The organism is Pseudomonas putida, assembly GCF_002906855.1.
Taxonomy (GTDB): Bacteria; Pseudomonadota; Gammaproteobacteria; order Pseudomonadales; family Pseudomonadaceae; genus Aquipseudomonas; species Aquipseudomonas putida_N.
In genome coordinates this window covers 1-22,711 of record NZ_MINI01000044.1, presented here as the reverse complement: position 1 = coordinate 22,711, position 22,711 = coordinate 1, and the positions used below count along the sequence as shown (strand labels likewise).

At 60.0% G+C, this 22,711-nt stretch carries 28 protein-coding genes and 1 pseudogene; 10 read left to right on the top strand and 19 right to left on the bottom strand.

The window, feature by feature from the left end; genetic code table 11:
* Nucleotides 1–2: 2 nt before the first annotated feature.
* From BGP85_RS22315 to BGP85_RS22295, 5 genes are all read right to left on the bottom strand, one after another.
* A complete protein-coding gene (locus BGP85_RS22315) occupies nt 3–218 on the bottom strand; it encodes a plasmid partition protein ParG (protein WP_103466567.1) in 216 nt (71 codons plus the stop codon).
* Nucleotides 219–238: 20 nt separating this feature from the next.
* Nucleotides 239–868, bottom strand: a complete 630-nt coding sequence (gene parA, locus BGP85_RS22310; protein WP_103466565.1) for a ParA family partition ATPase — start codon at nt 866–868, stop codon at nt 239–241.
* A gap of 269 nt (nt 869–1,137) precedes the next feature.
* Nucleotides 1,138–2,019 (bottom strand): helix-turn-helix domain-containing protein, encoded by an 882-nt coding sequence (locus BGP85_RS22305; RefSeq protein WP_103466564.1) that lies wholly within the window; start codon nt 2,017–2,019, stop codon nt 1,138–1,140.
* A gap of 193 nt (nt 2,020–2,212) precedes the next feature.
* On the bottom strand, nt 2,213–2,410 hold the full coding sequence (locus tag BGP85_RS22300) for a ribbon-helix-helix protein, CopG family (RefSeq protein ID WP_103466562.1): 198 nt from the start codon (nt 2,408–2,410) through the stop codon (nt 2,213–2,215).
* Nucleotides 2,411–2,536: 126 nt separating this feature from the next.
* Nucleotides 2,537–3,094: a recombinase family protein gene (locus tag BGP85_RS22295; RefSeq protein ID WP_103466560.1), complete on the bottom strand. Its 558-nt coding sequence runs from the start codon at nt 3,092–3,094 to the stop codon at nt 2,537–2,539.
* A gap of 297 nt (nt 3,095–3,391) precedes the next feature.
* Here BGP85_RS22295 and BGP85_RS22290 point away from each other — a divergent pair, with 297 nt between their 5' ends.
* The 3 genes from BGP85_RS22290 to BGP85_RS22280 all read left to right on the top strand — a co-directional run bounded on the left by BGP85_RS22290 (nt 3,392) and on the right by BGP85_RS22280 (nt 6,865).
* Entirely contained in the window at nt 3,392–3,694 is a 303-nt protein-coding gene (locus BGP85_RS22290; protein WP_219827763.1) for an MliC family protein, read from the top strand.
* Between the two features lie 251 nt (nt 3,695–3,945).
* Nucleotides 3,946–5,727: a putative bifunctional diguanylate cyclase/phosphodiesterase gene (locus tag BGP85_RS22285; protein WP_181005072.1), complete on the top strand. Its 1,782-nt coding sequence runs from the start codon at nt 3,946–3,948 to the stop codon at nt 5,725–5,727.
* 130 nt (nt 5,728–5,857) lie between these two features.
* Nucleotides 5,858–6,865 (top strand): sensor domain-containing diguanylate cyclase, encoded by a 1,008-nt coding sequence (locus BGP85_RS22280; protein ID WP_103466556.1) that lies wholly within the window; start codon nt 5,858–5,860, stop codon nt 6,863–6,865.
* Nucleotides 6,866–6,942: 77 nt separating this feature from the next.
* Here the strand turns inward: BGP85_RS22280 and BGP85_RS22275 are convergent, their stop codons facing one another.
* The 6 genes and pseudogenes from BGP85_RS22275 to BGP85_RS22255 form a co-directional block, all read right to left on the bottom strand.
* A complete protein-coding gene (locus BGP85_RS22275; RefSeq protein ID WP_219811579.1) occupies nt 6,943–7,251 on the bottom strand; it encodes a DUF6118 family protein in 309 nt (102 codons plus the stop codon).
* A 56-nt stretch (nt 7,252–7,307) separates the two neighbouring features.
* The gene (locus tag BGP85_RS22270; RefSeq protein WP_103466554.1) at nt 7,308–7,754 is read right to left on the bottom strand and encodes a recombinase family protein; all 447 of its coding nucleotides are present in this window, start codon (nt 7,752–7,754) and stop codon (nt 7,308–7,310) included.
* Nucleotides 7,755–7,802: 48 nt separating this feature from the next.
* Complete coding sequence (locus BGP85_RS22265; protein ID WP_103466552.1) at nt 7,803–8,261, bottom strand: GNAT family N-acetyltransferase; 459 nt, start codon at nt 8,259–8,261, stop codon at nt 7,803–7,805.
* Nucleotides 8,262–8,274: 13 nt separating this feature from the next.
* Nucleotides 8,275–8,454 (bottom strand): Hin recombinase, encoded by a 180-nt coding sequence (locus BGP85_RS29835; protein WP_258036119.1) that lies wholly within the window; start codon nt 8,452–8,454, stop codon nt 8,275–8,277.
* 11 nt (nt 8,455–8,465) lie between these two features.
* Nucleotides 8,466–8,562: pseudogene (locus BGP85_RS29830) on the bottom strand (recombinase family protein); the annotation flags it as partial.
* A gap of 32 nt (nt 8,563–8,594) precedes the next feature.
* Nucleotides 8,595–9,035 carry a MerR family transcriptional regulator gene (locus tag BGP85_RS22255; protein WP_023517540.1) on the bottom strand — a complete coding sequence of 147 codons (441 nt, stop codon included), beginning with the start codon at nt 9,033–9,035 and terminating at the stop codon, nt 8,595–8,597.
* Nucleotides 9,036–9,133: 98 nt separating this feature from the next.
* Between BGP85_RS22255 and BGP85_RS22250 the strand changes: the two genes are divergently transcribed.
* The 4 genes from BGP85_RS22250 to merA are packed head-to-tail and all read left to right on the top strand — an operon-like array spanning nt 9,134 to nt 11,563.
* Complete coding sequence (locus BGP85_RS22250) at nt 9,134–9,547, top strand: mercuric transporter MerT family protein (protein ID WP_003501072.1); 414 nt, start codon at nt 9,134–9,136, stop codon at nt 9,545–9,547.
* A gap of 16 nt (nt 9,548–9,563) precedes the next feature.
* Complete coding sequence (locus BGP85_RS22245; RefSeq protein WP_010661778.1) at nt 9,564–9,851, top strand: cation transporter; 288 nt, start codon at nt 9,564–9,566, stop codon at nt 9,849–9,851.
* Between the two features lie 11 nt (nt 9,852–9,862).
* On the top strand, nt 9,863–10,120 hold the full coding sequence (locus BGP85_RS22240) for a hypothetical protein (RefSeq protein WP_023517539.1): 258 nt from the start codon (nt 9,863–9,865) through the stop codon (nt 10,118–10,120).
* Nucleotides 10,121–11,563, top strand: coding sequence for a mercury(II) reductase (gene merA / locus BGP85_RS22235; RefSeq protein WP_085462631.1), 1,443 nt, complete (start codon nt 10,121–10,123; stop codon nt 11,561–11,563).
* 36 nt (nt 11,564–11,599) lie between these two features.
* Here the strand turns inward: merA and BGP85_RS22230 are convergent, their stop codons facing one another.
* Nucleotides 11,600–12,187, bottom strand: coding sequence for a recombinase family protein (locus tag BGP85_RS22230; RefSeq protein ID WP_003501080.1), 588 nt, complete (start codon nt 12,185–12,187; stop codon nt 11,600–11,602).
* A gap of 155 nt (nt 12,188–12,342) precedes the next feature.
* On the opposite strand from BGP85_RS22230, the gene BGP85_RS22225 reads away from it, so the two are divergent.
* From BGP85_RS22225 to BGP85_RS22210, 3 genes are all read left to right on the top strand, one after another.
* Nucleotides 12,343–15,318: a Tn3 family transposase gene (locus BGP85_RS22225; protein ID WP_003501082.1), complete on the top strand. Its 2,976-nt coding sequence runs from the start codon at nt 12,343–12,345 to the stop codon at nt 15,316–15,318.
* A gap of 180 nt (nt 15,319–15,498) precedes the next feature.
* Complete coding sequence (locus tag BGP85_RS22215) at nt 15,499–17,148, top strand: type IV secretory system conjugative DNA transfer family protein (RefSeq protein WP_103466550.1); 1,650 nt, start codon at nt 15,499–15,501, stop codon at nt 17,146–17,148.
* A complete protein-coding gene (locus tag BGP85_RS22210; protein WP_103466548.1) occupies nt 17,135–18,040 on the top strand; it encodes a HEPN domain-containing protein in 906 nt (301 codons plus the stop codon). The genes BGP85_RS22215 and BGP85_RS22210 overlap by 14 nt, the downstream gene beginning before the upstream one ends.
* Before the next feature lie 489 nt (nt 18,041–18,529).
* On the opposite strand, the gene BGP85_RS22205 is transcribed toward BGP85_RS22210, so the two are convergent.
* From BGP85_RS22205 to BGP85_RS22175, 7 genes are all read right to left on the bottom strand, one after another.
* Nucleotides 18,530–18,892 carry a hypothetical protein gene (locus tag BGP85_RS22205; RefSeq protein WP_103466546.1) on the bottom strand — a complete coding sequence of 121 codons (363 nt, stop codon included), beginning with the start codon at nt 18,890–18,892 and terminating at the stop codon, nt 18,530–18,532.
* A 395-nt stretch (nt 18,893–19,287) separates the two neighbouring features.
* On the bottom strand, nt 19,288–19,581 hold the full coding sequence (locus BGP85_RS22200) for a hypothetical protein (protein ID WP_023513691.1): 294 nt from the start codon (nt 19,579–19,581) through the stop codon (nt 19,288–19,290).
* 7 nt (nt 19,582–19,588) lie between these two features.
* Nucleotides 19,589–20,242 (bottom strand): ParA family protein, encoded by a 654-nt coding sequence (locus BGP85_RS22195; RefSeq protein WP_023513690.1) that lies wholly within the window; start codon nt 20,240–20,242, stop codon nt 19,589–19,591.
* Between the two features lie 123 nt (nt 20,243–20,365).
* Nucleotides 20,366–20,674 (bottom strand): type II toxin-antitoxin system RelE/ParE family toxin, encoded by a 309-nt coding sequence (locus BGP85_RS22190; protein WP_103466544.1) that lies wholly within the window; start codon nt 20,672–20,674, stop codon nt 20,366–20,368.
* Complete coding sequence (locus BGP85_RS22185) at nt 20,671–20,940, bottom strand: CopG family ribbon-helix-helix protein (protein ID WP_024270419.1); 270 nt, start codon at nt 20,938–20,940, stop codon at nt 20,671–20,673. Before BGP85_RS22185 ends, BGP85_RS22190 begins: the two co-directional genes overlap by 4 nt.
* A 260-nt stretch (nt 20,941–21,200) precedes the next feature.
* On the bottom strand, nt 21,201–22,079 hold the full coding sequence (locus BGP85_RS22180; protein ID WP_103466542.1) for a helix-turn-helix domain-containing protein: 879 nt from the start codon (nt 22,077–22,079) through the stop codon (nt 21,201–21,203).
* Between the two features lie 231 nt (nt 22,080–22,310).
* Entirely contained in the window at nt 22,311–22,520 is a 210-nt protein-coding gene (locus tag BGP85_RS22175) for a ribbon-helix-helix domain-containing protein (protein WP_037406665.1), read from the bottom strand.
* Nucleotides 22,521–22,711 lie beyond the last annotated feature (191 nt).

Below are 22,711 nucleotides of genomic sequence, written 5' to 3'. Positions count from 1 at the left end.
ACTCATTTAAGTGATTGAGTAATCATCTCCCGCAATATCTCGGAAATGGTGCGTCCCTGCTCAACGGCCATGAGCTTGAGCCGTTTGTGTTCCTCACGGTCCAGATCGAAATTCACGCGCACGGTTCCGCCTTTATCGGAAAGGCTGGCGAGCGTGGCGGCCTTCCGCACGTTGCTCGGCCGGCCGGCGCTGAGCATACCCTTTTTTTCTTCACTCATTTGATGCTTTCCTTATTTACTCAATTGAACAATTGTTTGATTTCGTTCGCAAGCGCCGTCATTTCGCGGGCCGCTTCGCTATCCGGTTCCAAATCGAGAACGGTTGACCCTGCAGCAGCGGAGCCGGGATAACTCACGCGCTGCGTGATCCGGGTCGCCAAGATCGGCAGGCCGTAACCGTTCAGGGCGTCGGTGATCTCGTTGCCGATCCTCGTTCCCTTGATGGCGCGGGACACGACGAACGCAGCGCGCAACTTGCCGTCTGTGATCTCCATGCGCTGCTTGACCAAATCGACTAGCTCGGCCGTGGCCCAAATATCGTAGGGCGAGGGCTGCACCGGGATCAGGATAAAATTCGCGGCCTTGATCGCAGAGACGGCGAGGTCGGCCGCCTGTGGCGCTCCGTCGATCACGACGAAATCCTTGCGGGCGACATTCTTCAAATCGCGCTCGATCGTCGGCCGGTCCAGCCCGACCACGGAAACGGGCTGGTCCTCTCGCACGGCGGCCCAATCGCGGGCGCTGCCCTGTGGGTCGGAATCGATCAGCAGCACGTCAGCGCCACCGATCTGCAAGGCGCGGGCCAGGTGGGTGGCGATCGTCGTTTTCCCCGCCCCTCCCTTTTGGTTTAAAACGGCAATCACATGCACGGCCGAAGCTCCTAATTTTGATGAAATGTGTATTTACTCAAATGAGTATATCAGGTTTGAGCTTTTGAGTAAACAGGTTTTAACCTCAAGCACTCATTTGAGTAAATAGGCGCTGCCCTTGCAGCCTTCTTCTTCTCGAAAGCCCATGCGAGGTGGGCCGCAGACGCAAGCGTTGCGTTTTGAAGTTCTGAGGGTGCCGCGCCGGCCCGCCTATATGCGGGCCGGAACCGCCGCAGGGCCTCGTAAGAGGCCCGAACAGCGGCGACCGCTTATGTTTTTACATAAAGAATAGAATTAGAGGGGGATTCAGTCTGGTTATCAGACTCACGTTTCATCAAGGCTTTTGCCATGCCAACAAGAGCCGCCCCAACCGGCGTATCGCCCACGTCGAGCTGTGTCCGCTCATCGAGGGGCAAGGCCTGCCTGTAAGCGTCAATTTGCTCGCTCCAAGCCCTCTGGTCCTGTCCGTGATCCGCAGGCGGGGGAGGGGCCTTGCCGAGCCGCCCGAGGAACTGCCGGGCCTTTTCCGGCAATGACAAGCGATAGGCGTTGCTGGCCTGCTGGACCTGGGGGCCACGCCCCTCGTTCCCGGTCGGTTCGTAGCGCCGCAGCCAGTCGATGAAGCCATGCGCCCGCAGGTTCTTCAGCGCCCGCACAATGGTATCGCGTGACCGGCCCAGGCGGTCCATGATCGTGGTGATTGACGGCTCAAGCCGGCCGGTGCGGAAGTCGATGAGATTGACGAACAGCCGCAGCACGTCCAGTGCCACCGATCCAAGCGGGCCGCTACGCTCGCCCTTCTCGTGCAAGCCGGCCTCGTTGAAGATTTCCGCCGCCTTCAAGATCGCCTGCACGTCCTTGCGCGTCGTCGGCCGCCATATCTGGCCCTCGGATCGGCCCTTGAAATGGCTGCGCCGGCGAACCGGCGTCGGGCATCGTTCGGCCGGGGGGGGAAGCACCAGGCTAAACGCCGCCTGCCTGCCCGATCCCTGCAACATCGCCCGGCGCTCGTGGGCGAGGGCGGAGAGCTGCCCGGCTTCCTCGTCGGTGAGCTGACCCCCGCCGTAGCGGGCCCAGACCTGTTTCATGATTTCATCAAGCGCATGAATGCGCGCGCAGCCAATCGCGGCCGCGATTTGCGTCCTCAACATTGTCCTCTCGTCCTCCGTTCAAGAGGGCATGACGCGAGTGGAACACGGACAAAGATTCACCGTTCCCGCAAGACGCATATCTTGCAGGGTTAGCTGTAACCGGCTATGTTGGGTGCTGTCTGGCGGTCCCAACATGGCCGTTTCCGTAATCCGAAAACCCCTTGCCGCGACCAACGGCTAGGGGTTTTTCATTTCATACCCTCTGTGCGCTCTCGATATAGAACCTCAAAGCTTCTTCGATGATCGGAGCGCGGCCATTCACGCCCCGCTGTTCCTTGATCTGGTCGATTTGCGCGAGAAGATCAGTCGAAACATACGTGGTGAGTGCGATACGGCCGGCCGCAAGCTGCCGCGCCCGATGGGCGGCAACATCCTTCCGAGTTCTTTCCATATCGCGCTTCATTCTTAGCAGTAAGAGGAGATTTGCCCGATTCTGCAACCCTTTATCTCTAAGGTGCGGGAATCTCGCGCAAATCGGACACTCTGGCGGGTAATCGGCGGAACCGGAAGGTCGAATTTATGCCGACTCACCAAGCGCCCGGTAGAGGGTCGCACGATGGACGCCGAGAAGCCGGGCGACTTCCGCGACGGGCTTCTTGTCCTCGCTGATGAGCTGGCGGGCGTGTGCGATCTGCTCGGCCGATAGGGTAGGAGAGGGGCCAAACCGCACGCCTCGCGCCTTCGCCGCGATCCGGCCGGCGCTCGTGCGCTCCACGATCAAGGATCGCTCGAAATCCGCGATGCCGGCGAACACGGTCAGCACCATGCGGCCGGCGGGCGTCGTCGTGTCGGCCCACGGCTCGGCTAGCGAGCGCAGGCCAGCGCCAGCCTCTTTGATCCGCTCCGCGATGTTGAGAAGATCGCCGGTCGATCGGGCGAGGCGGTCTAGCCTGGTGATCGTCACCACGTCACCGGCGCGCAGATGGTCGAGCATCCGCGCCAGCTCGGGCCGGTCCCGCTTCACCCCGGAAGCCTTTTCCTCGAAAATGCGGACGCAGCCAGCCCCACCAAGGGCGGCGCGCTGCTGGTCGAGGTTCTGGCCGCGCGTGGAAACGCGAGCATAGCCGATGAACATGCGGCCGGCATCGGAATCTGGTTGGCGGCTCACGGTTCCCCCTGTCGCAAATCATGTCGCAAGTGCTATATCACTTGCGACAAAGACGTGCGACGCGAAACTGCCTGATTTTCCGGGGCTGGCCGATCTGTCGCGGGTTTTAGGACTTGCGCGACAACACGTTCATGCCTCGTTAAGAACCATAATCATAAGCCGACGAACGATCTATAGCCATTGGATCGCCCGCTTTTAGAACTCAACTTGGCGATGAGCCGAAAATGACCTGAAAGGAACTATCAATGAGAGTGAAGCTTTTGTGTGCCGCATTCGCCATGGGCGCGATTCCGAGCCTTGCCGTCGCGGACGAAACCACCGTTCATCAACTATGCCTGTGCTGACAACGAGATATTGCGCGTTGTCTATGTGAACGGCGCGGACGGGAAGGGCTTTGCCATCGTGCAACAGATGGACGAAATGATTCCCATGGCACAAGAAGTCTCGGCCTCCGGTGCGATCTACACGGCGATCAACCCGGATTACACATATACCCTGCTCACCAAAGGCGAAGAAGCCACGCTGGAAGATGACAACGGCGTGATCCTCCAAGACTGCTCCATGTGACGCCGGAACATATTCATAAGCCGGGCTTTTTGACTTTTCCTCCAAAATACCCGAGTGGCGGGCAGCGAATTGTCGTTGCCTGTCAATTTTTCTTAACATGAAACAAATATAAACTTACCCCCATATTGCGTAGAAATTTGTAGGGATTTACCATTTCATTACTATGACTTCGCAGACTAAGGACGGTTAACATTTCTCTTGCTCGTTCCTCGTAATCTCAACCCGATCAAACCAAGGGTATGGGGGATGGAATGACTGAGTATCTTCACAGCGCCGCCTACAGCGAAGAAGCACGGCTGAATGCGTTGCGTAATCTGAATTTGCTGGACACATCGCCGAGCGAGAGCTTTGATCGCTTGACCCGGCTGGCAAGTAGGCTGCTCGACGCGCCGGTCTCGACGATCTCGCTGACCGACAATGATCGGCAATGGTTCAAGTCGCGCGTCGGCGTCGATCTGACCGAGATTCCGCGTGAGCAGGCACCATGCAGCTACGCGATCGGCGGCGATGACGTGTTCGTCGTACCTGACCTTCTCGCCGATCCGCGCTTCGCCACAAGCCCGCTCGCCCAGGTTGGAATCCGGTTCTATGCTGGCGCGCCGCTGTTCACGCGACAGGGGCATGGGCTCGGCACTCTATGCGTGGTCGACGCGCAGCCGCGCGATCTCGAATCCGATCAGCGTCAGGTGCTGCGCGACCTTGCCGGCATGGTGATGGCCCAGGTCGAATTGCAGAACATGATCGGCCGGGTCGATGCGACGAGCGGTCTCCCAAACCAGCATCAGATGTTCGAGGACTTGGAAGAGCTGGCGACAAGCAATCGTGACGCTTCCTGCACCGGCATCATGTTCGAACTGCTTTCGACCCGCCAGTTCGGGCAAGGTCAGCGGGTTCTTGGGTCAGACTTCACCGAGGCGCTCGTTCAGGGCACGGTTGACCGTTTGCGCCCGCGATTGGGTAATTCGGCGCGTCTCTATCATGTCGGCCTCACACGCTGCGTCGTTCTCCTGACGCCGCAGTTCGGCGGCGATCCGCAGGCCTTCATTCACGAACTGGCCGAACTCATGCACGAACCGGTCCCCTGCAACGGAATACCGGTGACGCCAGCGCCGTTGCTGGGAATCTGCGAGTTCCCTATCGGTGAACTGGCGCCTCGCGATGTGCTGCGCAGGCTGTTCAACGCGCTCGACGATGCCGGCCTTGCCGAAGGCGGCCTCGCGCAATACTCGCCGGCGCACGACATGAAGAACATGCGCAGCTTCATGCTGCTCAACGATTTCAAGCTGGCGCTGGAGTCCGATGACCAGTTGTCGCTGGTCTACCAGCCCCGCATCGACATGCGAACCGGTGCCTGCATCGGTGCCGAGGCGCTATTGCGCTGGACCCACCCGACATTGGGTCCGATCCCGCCGGCCGAGTTCATCCCTTCGGTCGAGGAAACCGCGCTGGTCCGGCCGTTGACCGCCTGGGTCGCTAACACGGCGCTGCGGCAGATTCAGGCATGGAATGCGGCGGGATTGGAGTTGAAGGTGTCGATCAATGTCTCGGCGCTTAATCTCGATGAAACGAACTTTACCGAGCGCCTGCTCGACGCCATCGACGCCCACGGTGTCAGCACAGCGTCGCTGGAACTCGAATTCACCGAAAGTGCCGTCGCGCGTGACAGTGCACGCGTGACCGAGCAGCTCAGCCTTCTGCGCGATGCCGGCATTGACGTGGCAATCGACGATTTCGGCACCGGCTACAGCAATCTGCAGTATCTCCAGCAACTGCCTGCCTCCGTGCTCAAGATCGATCGCGGCTTCGTAATGGGGTTGGAGACCTCGGAGCGCGACCGTACCTTGGTGCGCACCATCATCGCCATGGCCCACGATCTCGGCTATCGCGTCGTCGCCGAAGGCATCGAAACGCCCATCGTCTTCGATATGCTGAGGGACTGGGGGTGTGACGAGGGGCAGGGCTACTTCATGGCCAAGCCGATGCCGGCAACGGACCTCATGCTGTGGACAGGAAAAGCGACAATAGCGGCGTAAGGCACCCCGCGCGCATGTACGGTCCATGAAGCCGTGCATGCGCCTTGTCATTGCAAGCCACTGTCGGTTAACGAAAAACGGCTAGGCTTCCAGCGGATCGCATGATCCCAGTCGAAAAGTTCAACAAACAATGCCCAGGGAGCCGCATATAGATTCAGTAGAAAATCGTCGGCTGGCGATCCTGCATCGCTATGCCGCACTGGACGTTGTCGCGGATGATCGTCTCGACACGCTCTGCCGGCTGGCGCGAGCCATTTTCGACGTACCGATCGCTGCGATCAGCCTCGTTGGTCGGGACCGTCAGTGGTTCAAATCGCGCATTGGTCTCGATATTGCCGAGTCGGCGCGCGATGAATCCTTCTGCGCGCACATCCTGGGCCAAACCGGCCCCATGGTGGTCGAAGACGCGACACGCGACAGCCGCTTCATCGACAATCCCTTTGTCTGTGGCGATCCAAGAATCCGCTTCTACGCCGGCGCGCCGTTGATTTCGCGACAGGGCGAAACGCTCGGAGCGATCTGCGTGATCGATACGGTCCCGCGTCAGGCCTCGGAGCGAGAACTGGCGGCCCTGACCGATCTCGCAAAGCTGACCATGCAGCATCTGGACCTGCAACTCCTGGCCACTTTGGACGGCTTGACCGGAGCCATTCGCCGAGAACCCTTCCACCAGCTCGCGGACCGGGATTTCGCCGCCTGCCGGAAGACGAGTCGGCCAGTGGCTTGTCTTATCGTCGATGCCGACAACTTCAAGGCCATTAACGACACACACGGGCATGCGGCAGGCGACGAGGTGCTGAAGGTTCTCGGCGATGTGTGTGAAAGTCACCTTTCCGAACGAGATTACCTCGGTCGCATCGGTGGCGAAGAATTTTGTATCGTTCTGATGGACAAGGCCCCCGATGAAGCCCTGGCTGTCGCAGAAGCGGTTCGTGAAAGCGTAGAGCGTATAGTCCTTGGATCGGCGGACCGACCGATCAGGGTGACCGCCAGCATCGGCTTTGCTGTGATGGAGAGGTCCGATGCCGACTTCACGACACTCAAGATGCGGGCCGACGATGCAATGTATCAGGCAAAGCGGGACGGACGGAATCGGGTCGCAAGCGCGTTCGGCTACGCGTCACGGCTCACAGGTTGAAACCGCGCGACCGATAAGCATTCCAGCGTCGGCACCCTTAAACTTCGTAATTGATGGGTGTTTCCACCAGAGAATGCTTAGTTCGGTGTAGCGGGCAGTGGCGCTTTCACGGTGATCGTGCAACGCTGATCCGCGCCGGCCGTGCGCGCGGCCTCGGCGCATTGGCTGATCGCCTCGGCGTTGTCGCGCACGAACTGCCAGGAATCGGCCACGCCGCGCCAGCCGCCAGGGTCGGCCGTCTGCATCATGGTGACGCCGGCGTTCCATCGGTCCTGACCTACGACGATCGCCGCAACATGGGTGTCGGCCGCAAAGGGCAGGATGCGCGGCAACAGCAGGACCAGGAACACGCCGGCGACCAGGCCGATGCCGCCGACGAACCACATGGCGTCACGACACGAAAGTAGTGAATCTGTCCGACTTTTGAGAACGTATCCGGAACTCAGGTCGGTTTAACCGTAGATGTCGTTGTTTTTTCGGCCCTGAGAGCTTCGTAGAGGGCGGTTTTCCCGATTTTCACGCGGGCCGCAGCTTCCCGGACGTTCAAACCGGCCGCCAGATGCTGACGGGCTTTGGCAAGTTTCTCCGGGGTTACGACGACTTGTCGGCCACCGCGTCGGCCGCGTTCTTCTGCGGCTTGCAGACCGGCGCGTGTTCGTTCCCTGATCAGATCGCGCTCGAACTGTGCCAGCGCTCCGAACAGGTGGAAGACCAGGCGACCGCCGGATGTCGTGGTGTCGATGTTTTCGGTGATAGATCGGAAGCCGACGCCTCTGGCCTCTAGTTCGGTGATGATCTCGATTAGGTGCTTCATCGACCGGCCGAGGCGGTCGAGCTTCCAGACCGTGAGCGTGTCGCCGTCGCGAACGTAGCGGATCGCCTCCGCCAATCCGGCCCCTGAACATTAAAGGGGCACAGATATACGGTAGGCTGACGCCTATTCTGCACGAGGGCGGAGCTCATACCTTTGACGGACCACCGTTCCTGTCTTCCAAAGCTCCGCTGCTTCAAAGCCGCAGTCGCGGTAAAGGCGGTTTGCAGCATAGGCTCCAGGGCTTCCTCCCGCAAACGTATCAACGTAAATCGTGGAATTGGCAGGGATCGCGGCAATCGCCGTTTCCACTAATCTTCTGCCAACGCCATGCCGTCGATGCTCGGACAAGACTGCCAACCACCGTATCCAGTGTTCGTTTCCTCTACCACCAATCAGCACCCCACCTATGAAGATTGAGCTTTGGTTGGCGGTTCGCGCGCAAAAAGCCTGTTCCTGCCTGATCTTCCGTACGAGAACGGCTTCAAAATCAGGCATAGGTCCGAATAACGGAACTACCTGCCTAGCCAGCATCATCCATGGTTTTAGGTTGCGGTCTTCCGCCAGAGCAATCTGAATGTTCATCTTGCAAACTCAGTCAGCCTCCGCGCTTACGACGGTCCAGCAGTTTCGTGCCATCAGCACGCAGATCTCCTTTTGGATCGACAAAACGATAGAGGGTCTGCCGTGAGATGCCGAGCTCCGTGCAGAGATCGGCCACCTTGGTTTCCGGCTTTCCCATTGCTGCCTGAGCAAGGCGCAGTTTCGCTGGCGTCATCTTGAACGGCGCTCCTCCATTCCGTCCCCGCGCACGGGCGGCGGCGAGACCGGCTTTGGTCCTTTCAATGATCAGCGCCCGCTCGAACTCCGCAAGCGCGGCGAATAGGGGTCAGAACAAGAGCTGCTCGAAATCGTACGCTAAGCTTGAACGGAGCGGGAACGCTTGATTGACCGCATTTCAAAAAGGGCATCTATGACCGGACATTCTGGAACCTGATCGCCGGTGCATTGCGCCGCCATATTCGACATGGCCCGCTCCAGACGCCGCAGATCGGCGATTTTCTGACGGATATCTTTCAAATGTTCGATGGTGAGCGCATGGACCTCCCGGCAGGTGTAGGTATGCCCATCGACCAGGCGAAGCAGGCCGCGCAACTCGTCCAGGCTGAAGCCGAGTTCACGGCCGCGCCGCACGAAATGCAGCCGCCTTGCGTGTTCAGTTGTGTAGATACGATAACCCGCTGCGCTGCGGGCGGGCTTCGGCATGACGCCGATTTTCTCGTAATAGCGGATCGTCTCTATGTTGACGCCGCTGCGCTCGGACAGCACGCCGATCGAAAATTCATCATTCTGTGTCATCACATAGCTCGCACAAATCCGTGAAAATTTCTCGCTTGACCCTGTAGTCGCTACAGGCACTAGGGTCACGATAGATCAATTGCGGGAGCATGTGAACGATGATGCAGGATGAAACACGGACGCTGGCAAATACAGTCACAGAGCCAGCCGAAAAGGGTTTTGATCGGGCAGCATTGCTGTCGGTCGGCGGCATCGTTGCGGCACTGGGCGCAGCAACCTGTTGCGTGCTGCCCTTTGCCTTGTTCTTCGCTGGCATCAGCGGCGCGTGGATCGGCAATTTGACCGCGTTCGAACCCTACCAGCCTGTGTTTATCACGATCGCGCTCGCCTGCCTCGGCTACGGTTTCTATCTCGTCTATCGCAGGCCGAAGGCGGCTGAATGCGCCGAGGGTTCCTACTGCGCGCGTCCATCATCCCATCGGAACGCCAAGATCGGCCTTTGGGTCGCAACTGTCTTGATCATTATCGCCGTGGGCTTTCCCTACGCCGCCCGCCTTGTCCTCGATGCTTAATCCCAAGGAGAATCTCATGAAAATCCTGCCCCTCATTGCCCTTACTGCGTCCCTGCTGACGGGTGGTCACGCTTTTGCCGCCGAGCAGACCGTAACCTTGAATGTTGCCAATGCCACCTGCGAACTCTGCGGCCCGATTGTGAAGCGGGCGCTCAGCAACGTTCCAGGCGTGCTCGATGTTGATGTATCGGAGGCGACCGGCGCGGCGATCGCGAAGGTGCGCTTTGACGACAGCCAGACGAATGTCGCCGCGCTGATCACCGCAACCACCAATGCTGGCTATCCGTCCGGCGTTTCGCAGTAAGGAGGTTCAGCATGACAGATGGAAAGTTCATCGGCCTTGGCGAAGTCGGGTTTCTCGCCGTCATCTGTTGCGCCGCGCCATTTCTTTTGGTCGCCGCTGGCTCTTTTGGCTTTTCCGCATGGTTCGCAGCGGCCGGCTATGTGCTGATCCCGATCGCTCTCGCCGCGATTGGGGCGTCCGCACTTTATCTTTACCGGCGTCGGCGTTCCGCCTCATCAGCGGATGCCAATTGCTGCTCGATGAATAACAAGACAACAAAGGTGAATTGAATGTGTGAAGCTTGCGACGTTCCAACTTCCAACAAAGGCAACGGCCGTTATGATCTTGTGGTCGTCGGAGCTGGCTCGGCCGGTTTCTCCGCCGCGATCACGGCCGCCGAACTAGGCGCCCAAGTGGCTCTTGTCGGGCATGGCACGATCGGCGGTACATGCGTCAACATCGGCTGCGTGCCCTCGAAAGCCCTGATCCGGGCCACGGAGGCTGTACGTCACGCCAACGATGCGGCTGCCCGGTTTGATGGGATCGAAAGCGGCGCGCGCGTGGTTGATTGGGCCGCTCAGATCGCCCAGAAAGACGCTTTGGTTGCCGGTCTGCGACAGGCGAAATACGCTGATCTGCTGCCGGAGTACAACAATGTGGTCTACCACGAAGGTCCGGCCCGCCTCGTTGACGGCGGTGTCCAGGTCGCGGGCCAGCACATCGGCTCCGAGCGAATTATCATCACCACCGGTGCGCGTCCGGCGTTGCCGGGGATTCCGGGGATCGCTGACGTATCGCCGCTCGACAGCACGACAGCGCTCGCCCTGACCGAGCTGCCACGCTCGATGATAGTGCTTGGCGGCGGCTACATCGGCGTGGAGCTTGCCCAGACTTTCGCACGGGCCGGTGTCGAAGTGACACTCGTGTTCCGCAGCCGGCTTCTGCCGGAGGCTGAACCCGAAATCGGCGCTGCGCTTGCCACCTATCTGGCCGATGAGGGGATTAAAATCGTCAGCGGCATTACCTACGAGTCCGCCCGCAAGACCGATGATGGTGGTGTTGCCCTCGCCATCGCGCGGGACGGACGTCCGGAAATCTTGACTGCCGAGCGGATTCTTGTGGCGACGGGACGCCGCTCGAACACTGAAGCCCTTGGGCTTGCTGAAACCGGTATAGACCTGACACCGGCCGGGGCCATCATCGTTGATGATCGCATGCGCACCTCGAAGGCGGGCGTCTATGCCGCCGGCGATGTAACCGGAAAAGATCAGTTCGTCTACATGGCCGCCTATGGCGCAAAGCTCGCCGCCAAGAACGCATTGAACGGCGACAGCCTGAGTTACGACAACACCGCAATGCCCGCCGTGGTCTTTACCGATCCGCAGGTGGCGAGCGTCGGCATGACCGAAGCGCAGGCGCGGGCTGCCGGACATTCGGTTCGCACCTCCGTCCTTTCCCTCGACAATGTGCCGCGGGCGCTGGCGGCGCGCGACACGCGCGGCCTGATCAAGCTGGTCGCCGACGGGTCAACCCGGAAACTCCTTGGCGCTCACATCCTTGCACCAGAGGGTGCTGACAGCATTCAGACGGCAGCCTTGGCCATCCGCTGCGGCCTGACGATCGATGATCTCTCGGAGACGATCTTTCCATATCTGACGACTGTCGAAGGTTTGAAGCTTGCGGCTCAGACCTTCGACAGGGATGTGAAAAAACTGTCCTGCTGCGCGGGGTGAGGCGAAAGGGAAACGGGTGCCTACTCAAGTCACGGCTTAAACGGAGCGGTCGCCCTCGATCCTGACACGCATGATGGTCTGGCGGCTGGTGTCAAATTTTCTGGCGAGTGCGGAAACGCTCATCCCGCCCGCCAAATCCGAGAGAACATCCAATTTCTGCTTCTCATTGAGCCGAGCGGGACGGCCGAGGGTCTTGCCTTCCGACTTGGCTCGTTTGAGGCCCGACTGCGTGCGTTCGATCAGCAGATCACGCTCGAACTGAGCGACGGCATTGATGACGCTCATCGTCATCTTCCCGGCGGAACTCGCCAGATCGACGCCGCCGAGGGCCAGACAATGGACCCGCACGCCCAGCTCCTCCAGTTTCCTGACCGTCGTACTGACATCGATCGCATCTCGGCCGAGCCGATCGAGCTTGGTGACGATGAGCACGTCCCCGGCTTCGAGTTTATCCATCAGTCGCGAGAAACCCCGGCGCTGCGCAATGGCGACGCTGCCCGAGATGGTCTCGGTGACTATACGGCGTGGCTCGACGTGGAAGCCGGCCGCTTCGATTTCCTGAATCTGGTTTTCGGTGGTCTGTCCGGTCGTGGAGACACGGACATAGGCAAAGGTGCGTGGCATAAGGTTCAATTTCGTCCGAATAGGTTGTCCGAAAGGTGATGCCTGTCCACAAATAAGTCAAGATAATTTGTGGACAGGGTGATTTAGGCCTGTACGCAAACGACCGTTTCCGGACATGCCCGGAACCATCGACGCAAGTTTGTATGGAGTAAAAAATGGCGCGGCGGAAGTTTCTCAAAATTCAGGATCAACAGGAGCTGTTCGGCGTACCGACCGATGAGGATAGTCTGATCCGTCACTACACTCTATCTCCATCGGACCGGCTGGAGATCGAAGTCCGCAGGCGAAAACATAACCAGCTCGGCTTTGCTGTCCAGCTTTGCATGATGCGGCATCCGGGCCGGGCTCTCATGGTGCACGAAATTCCGCCGAGGGCGATGCTCAATTATATAGCCGAACAATTGGATGCTGATCCGGAGAGTTTCCGTTCCTATGCCAGGCGGGAGGAAACTCGCCGCGAGCATATCGCGCATTTGCTTTCCTATTTTGGAAAACGAACAGCAACAGCACAGGACCGGCGCGCCGCCTTACTATCCGCCGTCGAAACGGCGACCGCAACGGACAAGGGCCATTCTATTGCCCAAGCTATTGTCACCACGCTGCGGGAGCGGAAGGTGTTACTTCCCGCACCTGACACAATAGAGCGGATCGGCTTTGCCGGCCGCGTAATAGCCCGCCGTCGCGCCGAGGCTGCCCTGATATCGGGCCTTTCAGCCGAAAAGCTCCAATCCCTCGATGATCTTTTGACGGTTGATCCCGAGATACGACAGACGCGATTCCATTGGCTGCGATCTGCGCCAGATGCTCCGGGAGCAACCAACCTGGTCACGCTGACCGACAGGATCGCTTTCATCCGCGCGCTCGATATCGATCCCCGACTACAAGCCCGCATCCACTCCGGTCGCTGGGAGCAGATGGTCCGGGAGGGCGATGTGACACCGGCATGGCTTGCCGCCGACTTCAACGCCAGTCGGCGGCGCGCGACGATCATCGCGCAGATCATCAAGCTTGGGCAAAAGCTCACCGACGCCGCAGTCACCATGTTCATCAAGCTGATCGGCAGGCTGTTTTCGCAGGCGAATAACCGCAAGAAGCAGCGCCATGTGAACACCCGGATGGAGACGGCTAAGGCACTACGGCTGTTTCTCGACACGATATCGGCTCTTCAGTGCGCCAATGACAATGATGAAGATGCAATTGAAACGCTCGACCGCCACGTCGGCTGGCATCGCTTGGTGCAGGCAAAGCCGACGCTTGCGGCGATGGTGGAAGACAATGACGCCTCACCCTTGCTTATTGCAGCTGAGCAATATGCCAATGTTCGCAATTATGCAGGCCGGTTCCTCCTGACCTTCACATTCCATTCAAGTCGTCGGTATGATCCTTTGCTGGCAGCGATCGAAACACTCAGATCCCTTTACGCGGAAGGAAGGCGCGTGCTTCCCGAACGTGTCCCGATCGCTCATCTCGGCGCGGCGGAGCGTAAACTGATCTTCGGGCAGGCAAAGGCCGATCGCCGTCTCTATGAGATTGCAACACTGGCAGCGTTGCGCGAGCGGCTTCGTTCGGCCGACATCTGGGTCGAAGGCAGCAGGGCGTTCCGGCCGATAAATGAAAATTTCATGCCCCGCCCTACTTTTACCAAGCTGAAGGAAACTGACCAGCTTGGGCTCGGTGTGCAGCGCGACGGGGTGGCTTGGCTCACCGAAATGCAACAATTGCTGGACTTCAATCTGAAACGTCTCGCCCATCGCGCCCGCAACGGCAAACTTGAAGGCGTCCGTCTCGATGCCGGAACCCTGATTGTAACACCGCTGGCGAGCGAAGTGCCCGCTGCAGCCGATGAACTAAATATCGAACTCAGCGAAATGTATCCGCTTGTCGAAGTGCCGGATCTCTTAAGAGACGTGCATGAGTGGACCGGCTTTGCCGACCAGTTCACCCATGTTCGAACGGGCGATTCACCGCAAAACATTCCGGCCATGCTCGCCGGCACGCTCGCGGACGCCACCAATCTTGGCCCGAAACGTATGGCCGGAGCCTCCAAGGGGATCAGCGCCCATCAGATCGGATGGATGCGCATGTTCCATGCCCGCACGGAAACCTATCGCGCAGCGCAGGCATGTGTGACCGACGCCCATGCGCGTCATCCCCACGCCCAGCTCTGGGGAACAGGGACGACCGCATCATCTGATGGTCAGTTCTTCCGGGCCAGTGATCGTGCCGCCAAACGCGGTGATATCAACCTGCATTATGGCAGCGAGCCAGGCTCGAAATTTTACAGCCACCTTTCCGATCAGTACGGCTATTTCAGCATTCTGCCGATCAGCCCGACCGAGAGCGAGGCAGCCTATGTTCTCGACGGCCTGTTCGACCACGACACCATCCTGGAGATCGAGGAGCACTTTACCGATACCGGAGGTGCGAGCGATCATGTATTTGCCCTCTTCACTCTGATCGGAAAGCGTTTTGCGCCTCGGCTGCGCAATCTCAAGGACCGGAAGTTCCATACTTTCGAAAAGGCCGACTCATATCCAGCACTGGCCAACCATATCGGCGCGCCGATCAATACCGCCCTCATTCTGGAACACTGGGATGACCTTCTCCATCTGGCGGCATCAATCACGACACGCTCTGTTGCGCCCTCAATGATCCTCAAAAAGCTGGCGGCATCCTCGAAACCGAGCCAGTTGGCGAAAGCCCTGCGTGAGCTCGGGCGCATCGAGCGATCCCTGTTTATGATCGAATGGTATTCCAACCCGGCACTTCGCCGGCGATGTCAAGCCGGTCTTAACAAAGGAGAATCCGCCCACAAGCTCAAGCGGGCCGTTTTCTTCCATGAGCGCGGCGAAATCCGCGACCGATCGTTCGAAAGTCAGGCATTCCGTGCCTCGGGCCTCAACCTTGTCGTCAGCGCCATCGTCCACTGGAATACCGTTTATCTCAGCCGTGCCGTAGCCCATCTGCGTCAAAGTGGTCGAACTATCCCCGACATATTGCTCAAGCATGTCTCGCCACTCAGCTGGGAGCACATAAATCTCACCGGCATCTATTCCTGGGACACCGAGCAGCAGATGCCCGAAGGCTTCAGGCCATTGCGACTTCCTGGAAGAATCCTCCGCGCTGCATGACGCTCCCGCTCCGTTCGGTCTTAGCGTACGATTTCGAGCAGCTCTTGTTCTGACCCCAGCTTGGTTGCGCAAGGAACTGCCCGGCTTCCTGACACGCGACGGCGACAAGGAACTCTTTGCCGATCTGCTTGGCAAGCCTGAAGCCGCGCAACCGGCAAGCAATAATGGGGAGGCCGCTTCATGAACCAGGCGACACTTGCATGGGCCGCGTTCAAGAACATGCTGCGGCAGGCGAGACGTGATCCGATATGGGCAATGATGAGCATCATCATGTCGCCCGTTCGGCTGTTCCAATATTTGCTCGGCATGGTGATCATAATTTTCATCGTCGGCTTGGTTCTGTCGCTCCTTGCTGCTGTGATCCCGTCTCAATTGTGGCCGCTGCGCGTGGTCGCCCTTGTTGGCGTTCTGGTGGTCCTCGCCGTGCTCGCGTTCCGAATACTGACGAATCCTATGATCCAGCATTTCGGGGATTTGGACGATGCGACCCATGGTACGGCCCGCTTCGCCACCAACAAGGAAGTTGCACCCCTCACCCGCAACGGCTCCGGCCTGCTGATCGGCCGCGACGCAAAAACGGGAAAACTGATGCGCTATGACGGCCCTGCCCATCTGCTGACGATGGCACCGACGCGCACCGGCAAGGGGGTTGGAACCATCATCCCTAACCTGCTCACCGCTGACCGCTCCGTGATCTGCATCGACCCCAAGGGCGAAAATGCCAAGATCGCCGGCCGCGCCCGCCAGACCTTCGGCCCGGTCCACGTCCTCGACCCCTTCGGCGTTTCCGGCCAGCCCTCGGCCGCCTTCAATCCGCTCGACATGCTCGACCCCGCCAGCCTCGATGTCGCGGAAGATGCAAGCACCCTGGCCGACGCACTCGTGTTCGATGAGCCGGGCATGGCCGGCGAGGCGCATTGGAACGAGGAAGCCAAGGCACTGATCGGCGGCATGATCCTCCACATTGCCGTCACGGAGCCGCGTGACAGGCGAACGCTCGCCACCTTGCGCGAGAACCTGACCCTGGCTCCTGAAGCCTTCACGGCGCTCCTGAAGGACATGCAGGCGTCAACCGCCGCCTCCGGCCTGGTCGCCCGCGCCGCAAATCGTCACCTCGGCAAGTCCGACCGCGAGGCGGCCGGCGTGCTATCGGCGGCGCAGCGCCATACCCATTTCCTCGATAGCCCGCGCATGGCGGCGGTCCTCGCCCGATCGGATTTCCGCTTTGCCGATCTCAAAAGCCGCAACGTCTCGGTGTTCCTCGTCCTGCCGCCCGATCGGCTCTCGACCTATTCGCGCTGGCTGCGCCTGCTCGTCACACAAAGCCTGCTCGAAATGGCCCGCACGCCCGGCAGGCCGGCCGTGCCGGTCCTCTATCTGCTTGATGAGTTCGCTTCTCTCGGCCACCTGGCCCCGGTCGAACGCGCTATGGGCCTCATGGCCGGCTACGGCGTCCAGCTCTGGCCGATCCTGCAAGACGTTCACCAGCTCCGCGCCACCTACGGGCAGCGCGCCGGCACCTTCCTGTCAAATGCCGGCGTTCTACAGGTCTTCGGCGTCAACGATCATGAGAGCGCCCGCCTCGTCTCCGACATGCTCGGGCAATCCACGGTCGTCTTTGAAAGCATGGGCCGTGCGCTCGATTCCGAAAAGACAGGGATTTCCTACGGCGAACAGCATGTCGGCCGCCCGCTGCTCACTCCGGATGAGGTCCGCAACATGCCGCAGAACATCGAATTGCTGTTCCTGGCCGGGCAACGCCCGATCCTCGCCGGTAAGCTCGCCTACTATGCCGATTCCGAGTTCCGGGGGCTGTATGACGCTCCCTGATCGCCTCGACCATCTGCCCGGCAAAAAGCGCCGCGAGCTGGAACGCGCGGCGCAAATCCTGTTCGGTGAATTTGAGGATTCCCTAAAATCCAAGCTCTCCGAGAAAGGCAGGCGCGGCCGCATTCTCAAGCTGATCCTGTTCGGTTCCTATGCGCGCGGCGATTGGGTCGAGGATCGCAAGAGCGGCTATCGCTCTGACTATGATTTGCTCGTCGTCGTCAATTACGAGAGCTTCGGGGAACAATATGAATCCTGGGAAAAGGCGGCGGAACTGTTCCTGCAAGAACTGACCATCACGCGCCGGCTCTCTGCGCCGGTCAACTTCATCGTCCACACCTATCAGGACTTGAACGACCAGCTCGCCCACGGCCGCCCCTTCTTCGTGGACATAGCCCGCGACGGTATCGTGCTCTACGAAACGCCCGGTCATCCCCTCGCTGAGCCGAAGCCTCTAGCGCCGGAGGTCGCGAGAGAGGAAGCGCGACGACACTTTGAGCATTGGTTTCCCGACGCCGCCGAGTTTCAGGCCGGGGCCACGTTCTACCGGGATCGGGGAAATCTCCGCCTCGCTGCCTTCTCGCTCCATCAAGCCGCTGAACGCCTCTATCATTGCACCCTGCTCGTCCTAACGCTCTACTCGCCGAAATCGCATCGCCTGTCCGTTCTACGATCCCACGCGGAGAGGATCGCGCCCCGGCTGATTGAGGTCTGGCCGCGCGATACCCGTTCCGCCAAGCGCTGCTTTACCCGTCTCGATCGCGCCTATGTCGATGCGCGCTATTCCCCGGCCTACGAAATCACCGGCGAGGAACTGGCCTGGCTGGTCGACCGTGTGAAGGCGCTGCAAGAAACCGTCGCCGCGATCTGCGCCGAACGGCTCGCCGGGACATGAAAAACAGTCCCGGCGCTAAAGCAACATCTATGTGAAAAGCCGAATCGCGCATTCACTCATTCACCGATTCACTCAATCGCTGAAAAGCACAGCGGCAGATTCACTCATTCACCTAATCGGCAAATCGCCCACGCGCGGCGTGTGGCGGCCGCCCCTCGGGCGAAACGGCTAACGGTATACCGTTAGCCTATCCTGCCATCCCTTTCTCACGCGGAATAACAGCCTATTTGTTCATGTCGCGAACGACCCATTTAAAGAAGAAATAGACCGCTGCTGCCATACAAAACAGCGGCATGAGGTTGGCTAGGGTCTGCATCTATCCGTCTCGTCTGTTCCACGTTCCCCCCAGGAATTTCAATGCGGTCCCGGCGCTAACGCACCGGGGCTTTGTTACTGGCGGCCCTCCGGCTCTCTACGGCACTAGATGGGAGTGCGTTCGCCTCCGGGCCGGCGCGGCTGTCGCCGCGTCCTGCCCCCCCTGTCACGGCGTCAATGCAGCACCGTTTTTCCGGGCCGGGGCAGCTCGCGCACCGCACCTTTGACAATCTTCCGAAGCTGTTGCCAGCCCGGAAGGTTACGCTCGGCCACGCGCTCTTGAATCGCGGTCAGTATCCAGCCGGCCGCCGCAACATCATCAGCGGTCTTGTAGGCATTGAAACGCTCGAAACAGGCAACGATACGTGGCCGTGCTGAACCTTCATCGTCCAGGCCGATCGTCGCCACAAGCGAACGCGCATCCTGATAGGCGTTCGCGATTCGCTGCTTGTCGCCGGATTCGCTCGTGGCGATCACCTTGACGGTGAAAAGCAGCATGTCCAGCAAATCGGCACTTTCATGAAACTGTGTCTTCATCCGGCCTCCTGCGCCCTGCCCCTGCCTATGCGCCCTCGAAACAGGGCCGGCCGCATCAGGGGATCAGTGATGCGCAAGAGTGCGGGAACCGGGTGTTGGAATCTCCGAGGTTAGTCGGGACACGAACGCCTTTAGCGCAAGCCTGGACATGCGCGCCCGTCACCCGGTCGCCGCAAGGTCCATCTATATCTAACCTTCCGAGGATTCCACGCCCCGGCCCGCGTCTCCACAGGCGTCAACGACTATAACGGAAAAAACTGAGAGTTTGCAGCCACCAATTGGTACGACCTGACCACGCCCGCGACGGTAGCCCCCGGCCGGCCCGCTCTGATCATATTGGGCCGTAGGGCCGGCCGGGGGCGGGTTACTTTCCTGTGCAGTTGTGCAGTTGTGCACTAACGATCGCCAAATTTCCGGGCGGCCCCTTCCCTGCTGTAAAGCTCGTCAATCGCGCGTTTGATGAGCTGCGAGTTGTCGAGGTCGAGGCGTGCCCTGAGAACGGCCACCTTTTCCACGGTGTCCCTATCGAAATAGCCGCCGATATGCTTGAGGCCGCTTCGGCTTGCAGCTCGCCCACGATCGGCGGGGGCCGGCGCGCTGCTCGCCTTCGGCTCCGGGCGCTCGTCCTGCTGTTCGGGCAGGTTCATTTTCGACAGGAAATCCTGTGCGGTCGCTTTCGTCTTCGCCATACTTTCCTCACGCTCTCTTGTGCACAGGTGCACTTGTGCTCAATTGCAATTCTGCCGCAACCCATTGCCAGAGCGCTTGCAGCTCTGCGGCGGCTTTGCCCTCCGGCTCCATTTCAAAGGCGGTCATGCCCTCCCGGCTCGCGTCCCGATGCACCTTGAAACGGTGAAGGACGGCCGGGACCATAGGAAGCCTGACCGTCTCGAACACCTGTCGGGCAATGTCTTCCTCGGCGCGGCTATTCGGCTGCGCCATCGTCAAGACGGCGGCGGCCGGCTTCTCTGTCGATCGTGCAAGGCGCGCGGTCCTGGGAAGCTGCTCATAGGCTTCGATGTCGGGCGAGCACGGTACAAGCACGAGGTCGCAGGATTCGACGGCGGCCGGCGCTTCGGTGCTCCGGGCGGGCGGGGTGTCGATGACAACCAGGTCGCAGCCGGCTTCCTCTGCCTGCCGCAACAGTTTCGGCAGCTCGATCTCGGTTGCGAAGCGCACAACGGGGAGCGGGTCTTTCCGGCGCTCGGCCCATTGTCCGGTCGATTGCTGCGTGTCCATATCCAGCACGAGGACGTTCAAGCCGGCCTTCGCACCGGCAACGCCAAGGGCTTTCGCGAGCGTCGATTTGCCGACGCCGCCTTTCTGCATGGCGATAGCTATAGTTTTCATGTGCAATACCGCATTTTTGCAAAAGCTCCGTTGTGCACAATTGCAGAGTTGAACATTGCCAGCCTATAGGCTTTCAGTCAACGGAGCTTTTGTGCAATTGATCCATTGTGCATCTGTGCACAGTCAGTTAGGCCATTCCTCGGCCGGCCAATCCCGCGACGTATGGATAACCCGCACGATCACGACGCATTCGCGGCCGGCGATCGTGCGCAGCTCATAGGCGATGATGTAGGGCAGGCGGGAGACGGACTTTTCGTAGCTTCCTGTCACGCGGCCGGGCCGGCCCATCGCCATCTCCCCAAGCGCCTTGCCTACATCTCGAATCCGATCTGCGACCCGTCGCGCGGCGGCCGGGTTGTCCTGGGCAATGAAAGCGACCTGTTCTTTGATGTCGTCCAGGGCCTCGCGGGACCATGTAACCGACCGGCTCACGCTTTGCCTGCGCGCTTGGATTCCGCCGCGTCGATTGCGGCATAGATTTCCGCCATCGCCTCGTCATGGGGCACGACTCGGCCGGCCGCCGCATCGGCCATGCCGCGCTTGATGCCGTCGATGATTTCAAGCTCGCGCTCGACATAGGCGGAAACGGCCTCGGCTGCGAGGAACGATTTGCTGCGCCGGGTGTCGGCCGCGATCCGTTCCAGCTTCGTCTTGGTTTCAGGGGAAACCCGAATCGTCATGGTGGTGCTTGCTGTCATGGTGAAACCCTCGTGTTGCACTGTGTACATGGTAGCACAGCGAGCGGGGCAGAGCAAAGGCTTTGTGCATCGGTGCAATTGTGCACAAATGCACAATTTGGACACGACCTATCCGCCTGCTTTCCTCGAAAGCCCATAGCAACGGTTCCGCGAACTCGATGCTGCGGGTTTTGCTGTGATGGTGCAGTTTGCCGGCCCGCAATATGCGCGGGCCGGAACCGCCGCAGGGCCGCGTGAGCGGCCCGAACAGCGGCGACCGCTTATGTTTGCTCTATAGGTATAAATCTAGATGGGGATTCAGTCTGGTTATCGGACTCACGTTTCATCAAACCCTTTGCGATGCGTGCGAGAGCCTGTCCAACCGGGTTATCACCCGCATCAAGCAAGGTCCGCTCATCAAGGGGCAGGGTCGCCTTGTAGGCGTCGATTGCCTCGCTCCAAGCCCTTTGGTCCTGTCCGTGATCCGCAGGCGGGGGAGCGGCCTTGCCAAACCGTCCCAGGAACTCGCGGGCCTTCTCTGGCAGGGACAGGCGATAGGCGTTGCTGGCCTGCTGCACCTGTGGGCCGCGCCCTTCGTTCCCGGTCGGCTCGTAGCGCCGCAGCCAGTCGATGAAGCCATGCGCCCGCAGGTTCTTCAGCGCCCGCACGATCGTATCACGCGATCGGCCCAGGCGGTCCATGATCGTTGTGATAGACGGCTCAAGCCGGCCGGTGCGGAAGTCGATGAGATTGACGAACAACCGCAGCACATCGAGCGCCACCGATCCTAGCGGGCCGCTGCGCTCGCCCTTCTCGTGCAAGCCGGCCTCGTTGTAGATTTCGGCCGCCTTCAAGATCGCCTGTACGTCCTTGCGCGTCGTCGGCCGCCATATCTGGCCCTCGGATCGCCCCTTGAAATGGCTGCGCCGGCGAACCGGCGTCGGGCATCGTGCAGCCGGGGGAGGGAAGACCAGGCCAAGCGCGGCCTGTCCTGCCCCCCGCCACCCAGCGCGGCGCTCATGGGCGAGCGCGGAGAGCTGGCCGGCGTCTTCTTCGGAGAGCTGGCCGGCGCTGAAGCGCGTCCACACCTCCCGCATGATTTCATCAAGCGCGTTCGCACGCGCGCAGCCGATCGCGGCCGCGATTTGCGTCCTCAACATAATGTCCTTCGTCCTTCCGTTCGGAGGACATGACGGCGTGGACGGCGGACACAGCTTTCCCGTTTCCACAAGAATCAATCTTGCGGATTGGCGTGCTCTAGCGTAGATAAGGGGAGGAACTTGGCCCCGTTTGGTGTGTCTGGCGACCCCTTAGGGTTTGTCCCTCATCTACGGTGTGTCTGACGGCCTATTAAAACGCTCGACTGCTGCTAACAGTCGGGCGTTTTGCCGTTATGTCCCTTGCTGCTTCTCGATAAGTAACCTCACGGCTTCCTCAATGATGGGCGCGCGGGATGGCGCGCCCCGTTCCTCCTTGAGCCGGTCGATTGCCTCGATCAACTCATTCGGAAGGTCTGTATAAAGGTGAGTGCGACCGGCCGCCCGCACGCGTTCACGTTGGGCGGCGACTCTGTCTCTAGCGGAGATAGCGGTTTGTCTCATACGTAACTAGTTCCGCCGATTCCCTCGATTCTGCAAGCCCTTAAAATCGCAACGTTGATTTCAAAGGGTTTTTGCGATTTCTGAGCGTAATTTCCTGACTATAAAACTCCAGTTTAAGGCGACTCGTCACCGACTCAGTGGGGCTCCGTGGGCATTTCTGCAATAATACCCGCTAAGGGAAATCGAAGTTG

What these genes read in the sequence shown, in the direction of transcription:
- BGP85_RS22175 (WP_037406665.1), bottom strand. Translation starts at nt 22,520, where the DNA reads ATGAGACAAACCGCTATCTCCGCTAGAGACAGAGTCGCCGCCCAACGT.
- BGP85_RS22205 (WP_103466546.1), bottom strand. Translation starts at nt 18,892, where the DNA reads ATGAAGACACAGTTTCATGAAAGTGCCGATTTGCTGGACATGCTGCTT.
- merA (WP_085462631.1), top strand. Translation starts at nt 10,121, where the DNA reads ATGTGTGAAGCTTGCGACGTTCCAACTTCCAACAAAGGCAACGGCCGT.
- BGP85_RS29835 (WP_258036119.1), bottom strand. Translation starts at nt 8,454, where the DNA reads ATGACGCCAGCGAAACTGCGCCTTGCTCAGGCAGCAATGGGAAAGCCG.
- BGP85_RS22210 (WP_103466548.1), top strand. Translation starts at nt 17,135, where the DNA reads ATGACGCTCCCTGATCGCCTCGACCATCTGCCCGGCAAAAAGCGCCGC.
- BGP85_RS22255 (WP_023517540.1), bottom strand. Translation starts at nt 9,035, where the DNA reads ATGACACAGAATGATGAATTTTCGATCGGCGTGCTGTCCGAGCGCAGC.
- BGP85_RS22215 (WP_103466550.1), top strand. Translation starts at nt 15,499, where the DNA reads ATGAACCAGGCGACACTTGCATGGGCCGCGTTCAAGAACATGCTGCGG.
- BGP85_RS22200 (WP_023513691.1), bottom strand. Translation starts at nt 19,581, where the DNA reads ATGGCGAAGACGAAAGCGACCGCACAGGATTTCCTGTCGAAAATGAAC.
- BGP85_RS22305 (WP_103466564.1), bottom strand. Translation starts at nt 2,019, where the DNA reads ATGTTGAGGACGCAAATCGCGGCCGCGATTGGCTGCGCGCGCATTCAT.
- BGP85_RS22265 (WP_103466552.1), bottom strand. Translation starts at nt 8,261, where the DNA reads ATGAACATTCAGATTGCTCTGGCGGAAGACCGCAACCTAAAACCATGG.
- BGP85_RS22295 (WP_103466560.1), bottom strand. Translation starts at nt 3,094, where the DNA reads ATGTTCATCGGCTATGCTCGCGTTTCCACGCGCGGCCAGAACCTCGAC.
- BGP85_RS22225 (WP_003501082.1), top strand. Translation starts at nt 12,343, where the DNA reads ATGGCGCGGCGGAAGTTTCTCAAAATTCAGGATCAACAGGAGCTGTTC.
- BGP85_RS22240 (WP_023517539.1), top strand. Translation starts at nt 9,863, where the DNA reads ATGACAGATGGAAAGTTCATCGGCCTTGGCGAAGTCGGGTTTCTCGCC.
- BGP85_RS22185 (WP_024270419.1), bottom strand. Translation starts at nt 20,940, where the DNA reads ATGACAGCAAGCACCACCATGACGATTCGGGTTTCCCCTGAAACCAAG.
- BGP85_RS22275 (WP_219811579.1), bottom strand. Translation starts at nt 7,251, where the DNA reads ATGTGGTTCGTCGGCGGCATCGGCCTGGTCGCCGGCGTGTTCCTGGTC.
- BGP85_RS22285 (WP_181005072.1), top strand. Translation starts at nt 3,946, where the DNA reads ATGACTGAGTATCTTCACAGCGCCGCCTACAGCGAAGAAGCACGGCTG.
- BGP85_RS22315 (WP_103466567.1), bottom strand. Translation starts at nt 218, where the DNA reads ATGAGTGAAGAAAAAAAGGGTATGCTCAGCGCCGGCCGGCCGAGCAAC.
- BGP85_RS22180 (WP_103466542.1), bottom strand. Translation starts at nt 22,079, where the DNA reads ATGTTGAGGACGCAAATCGCGGCCGCGATCGGCTGCGCGCGTGCGAAC.
- BGP85_RS22280 (WP_103466556.1), top strand. Translation starts at nt 5,858, where the DNA reads ATGCCCAGGGAGCCGCATATAGATTCAGTAGAAAATCGTCGGCTGGCG.
- BGP85_RS22230 (WP_003501080.1), bottom strand. Translation starts at nt 12,187, where the DNA reads ATGCCACGCACCTTTGCCTATGTCCGTGTCTCCACGACCGGACAGACC.
- BGP85_RS22195 (WP_023513690.1), bottom strand. Translation starts at nt 20,242, where the DNA reads ATGAAAACTATAGCTATCGCCATGCAGAAAGGCGGCGTCGGCAAATCG.
- BGP85_RS22250 (WP_003501072.1), top strand. Translation starts at nt 9,134, where the DNA reads ATGATGCAGGATGAAACACGGACGCTGGCAAATACAGTCACAGAGCCA.
- BGP85_RS22300 (WP_103466562.1), bottom strand. Translation starts at nt 2,410, where the DNA reads ATGGAAAGAACTCGGAAGGATGTTGCCGCCCATCGGGCGCGGCAGCTT.
- BGP85_RS22245 (WP_010661778.1), top strand. Translation starts at nt 9,564, where the DNA reads ATGAAAATCCTGCCCCTCATTGCCCTTACTGCGTCCCTGCTGACGGGT.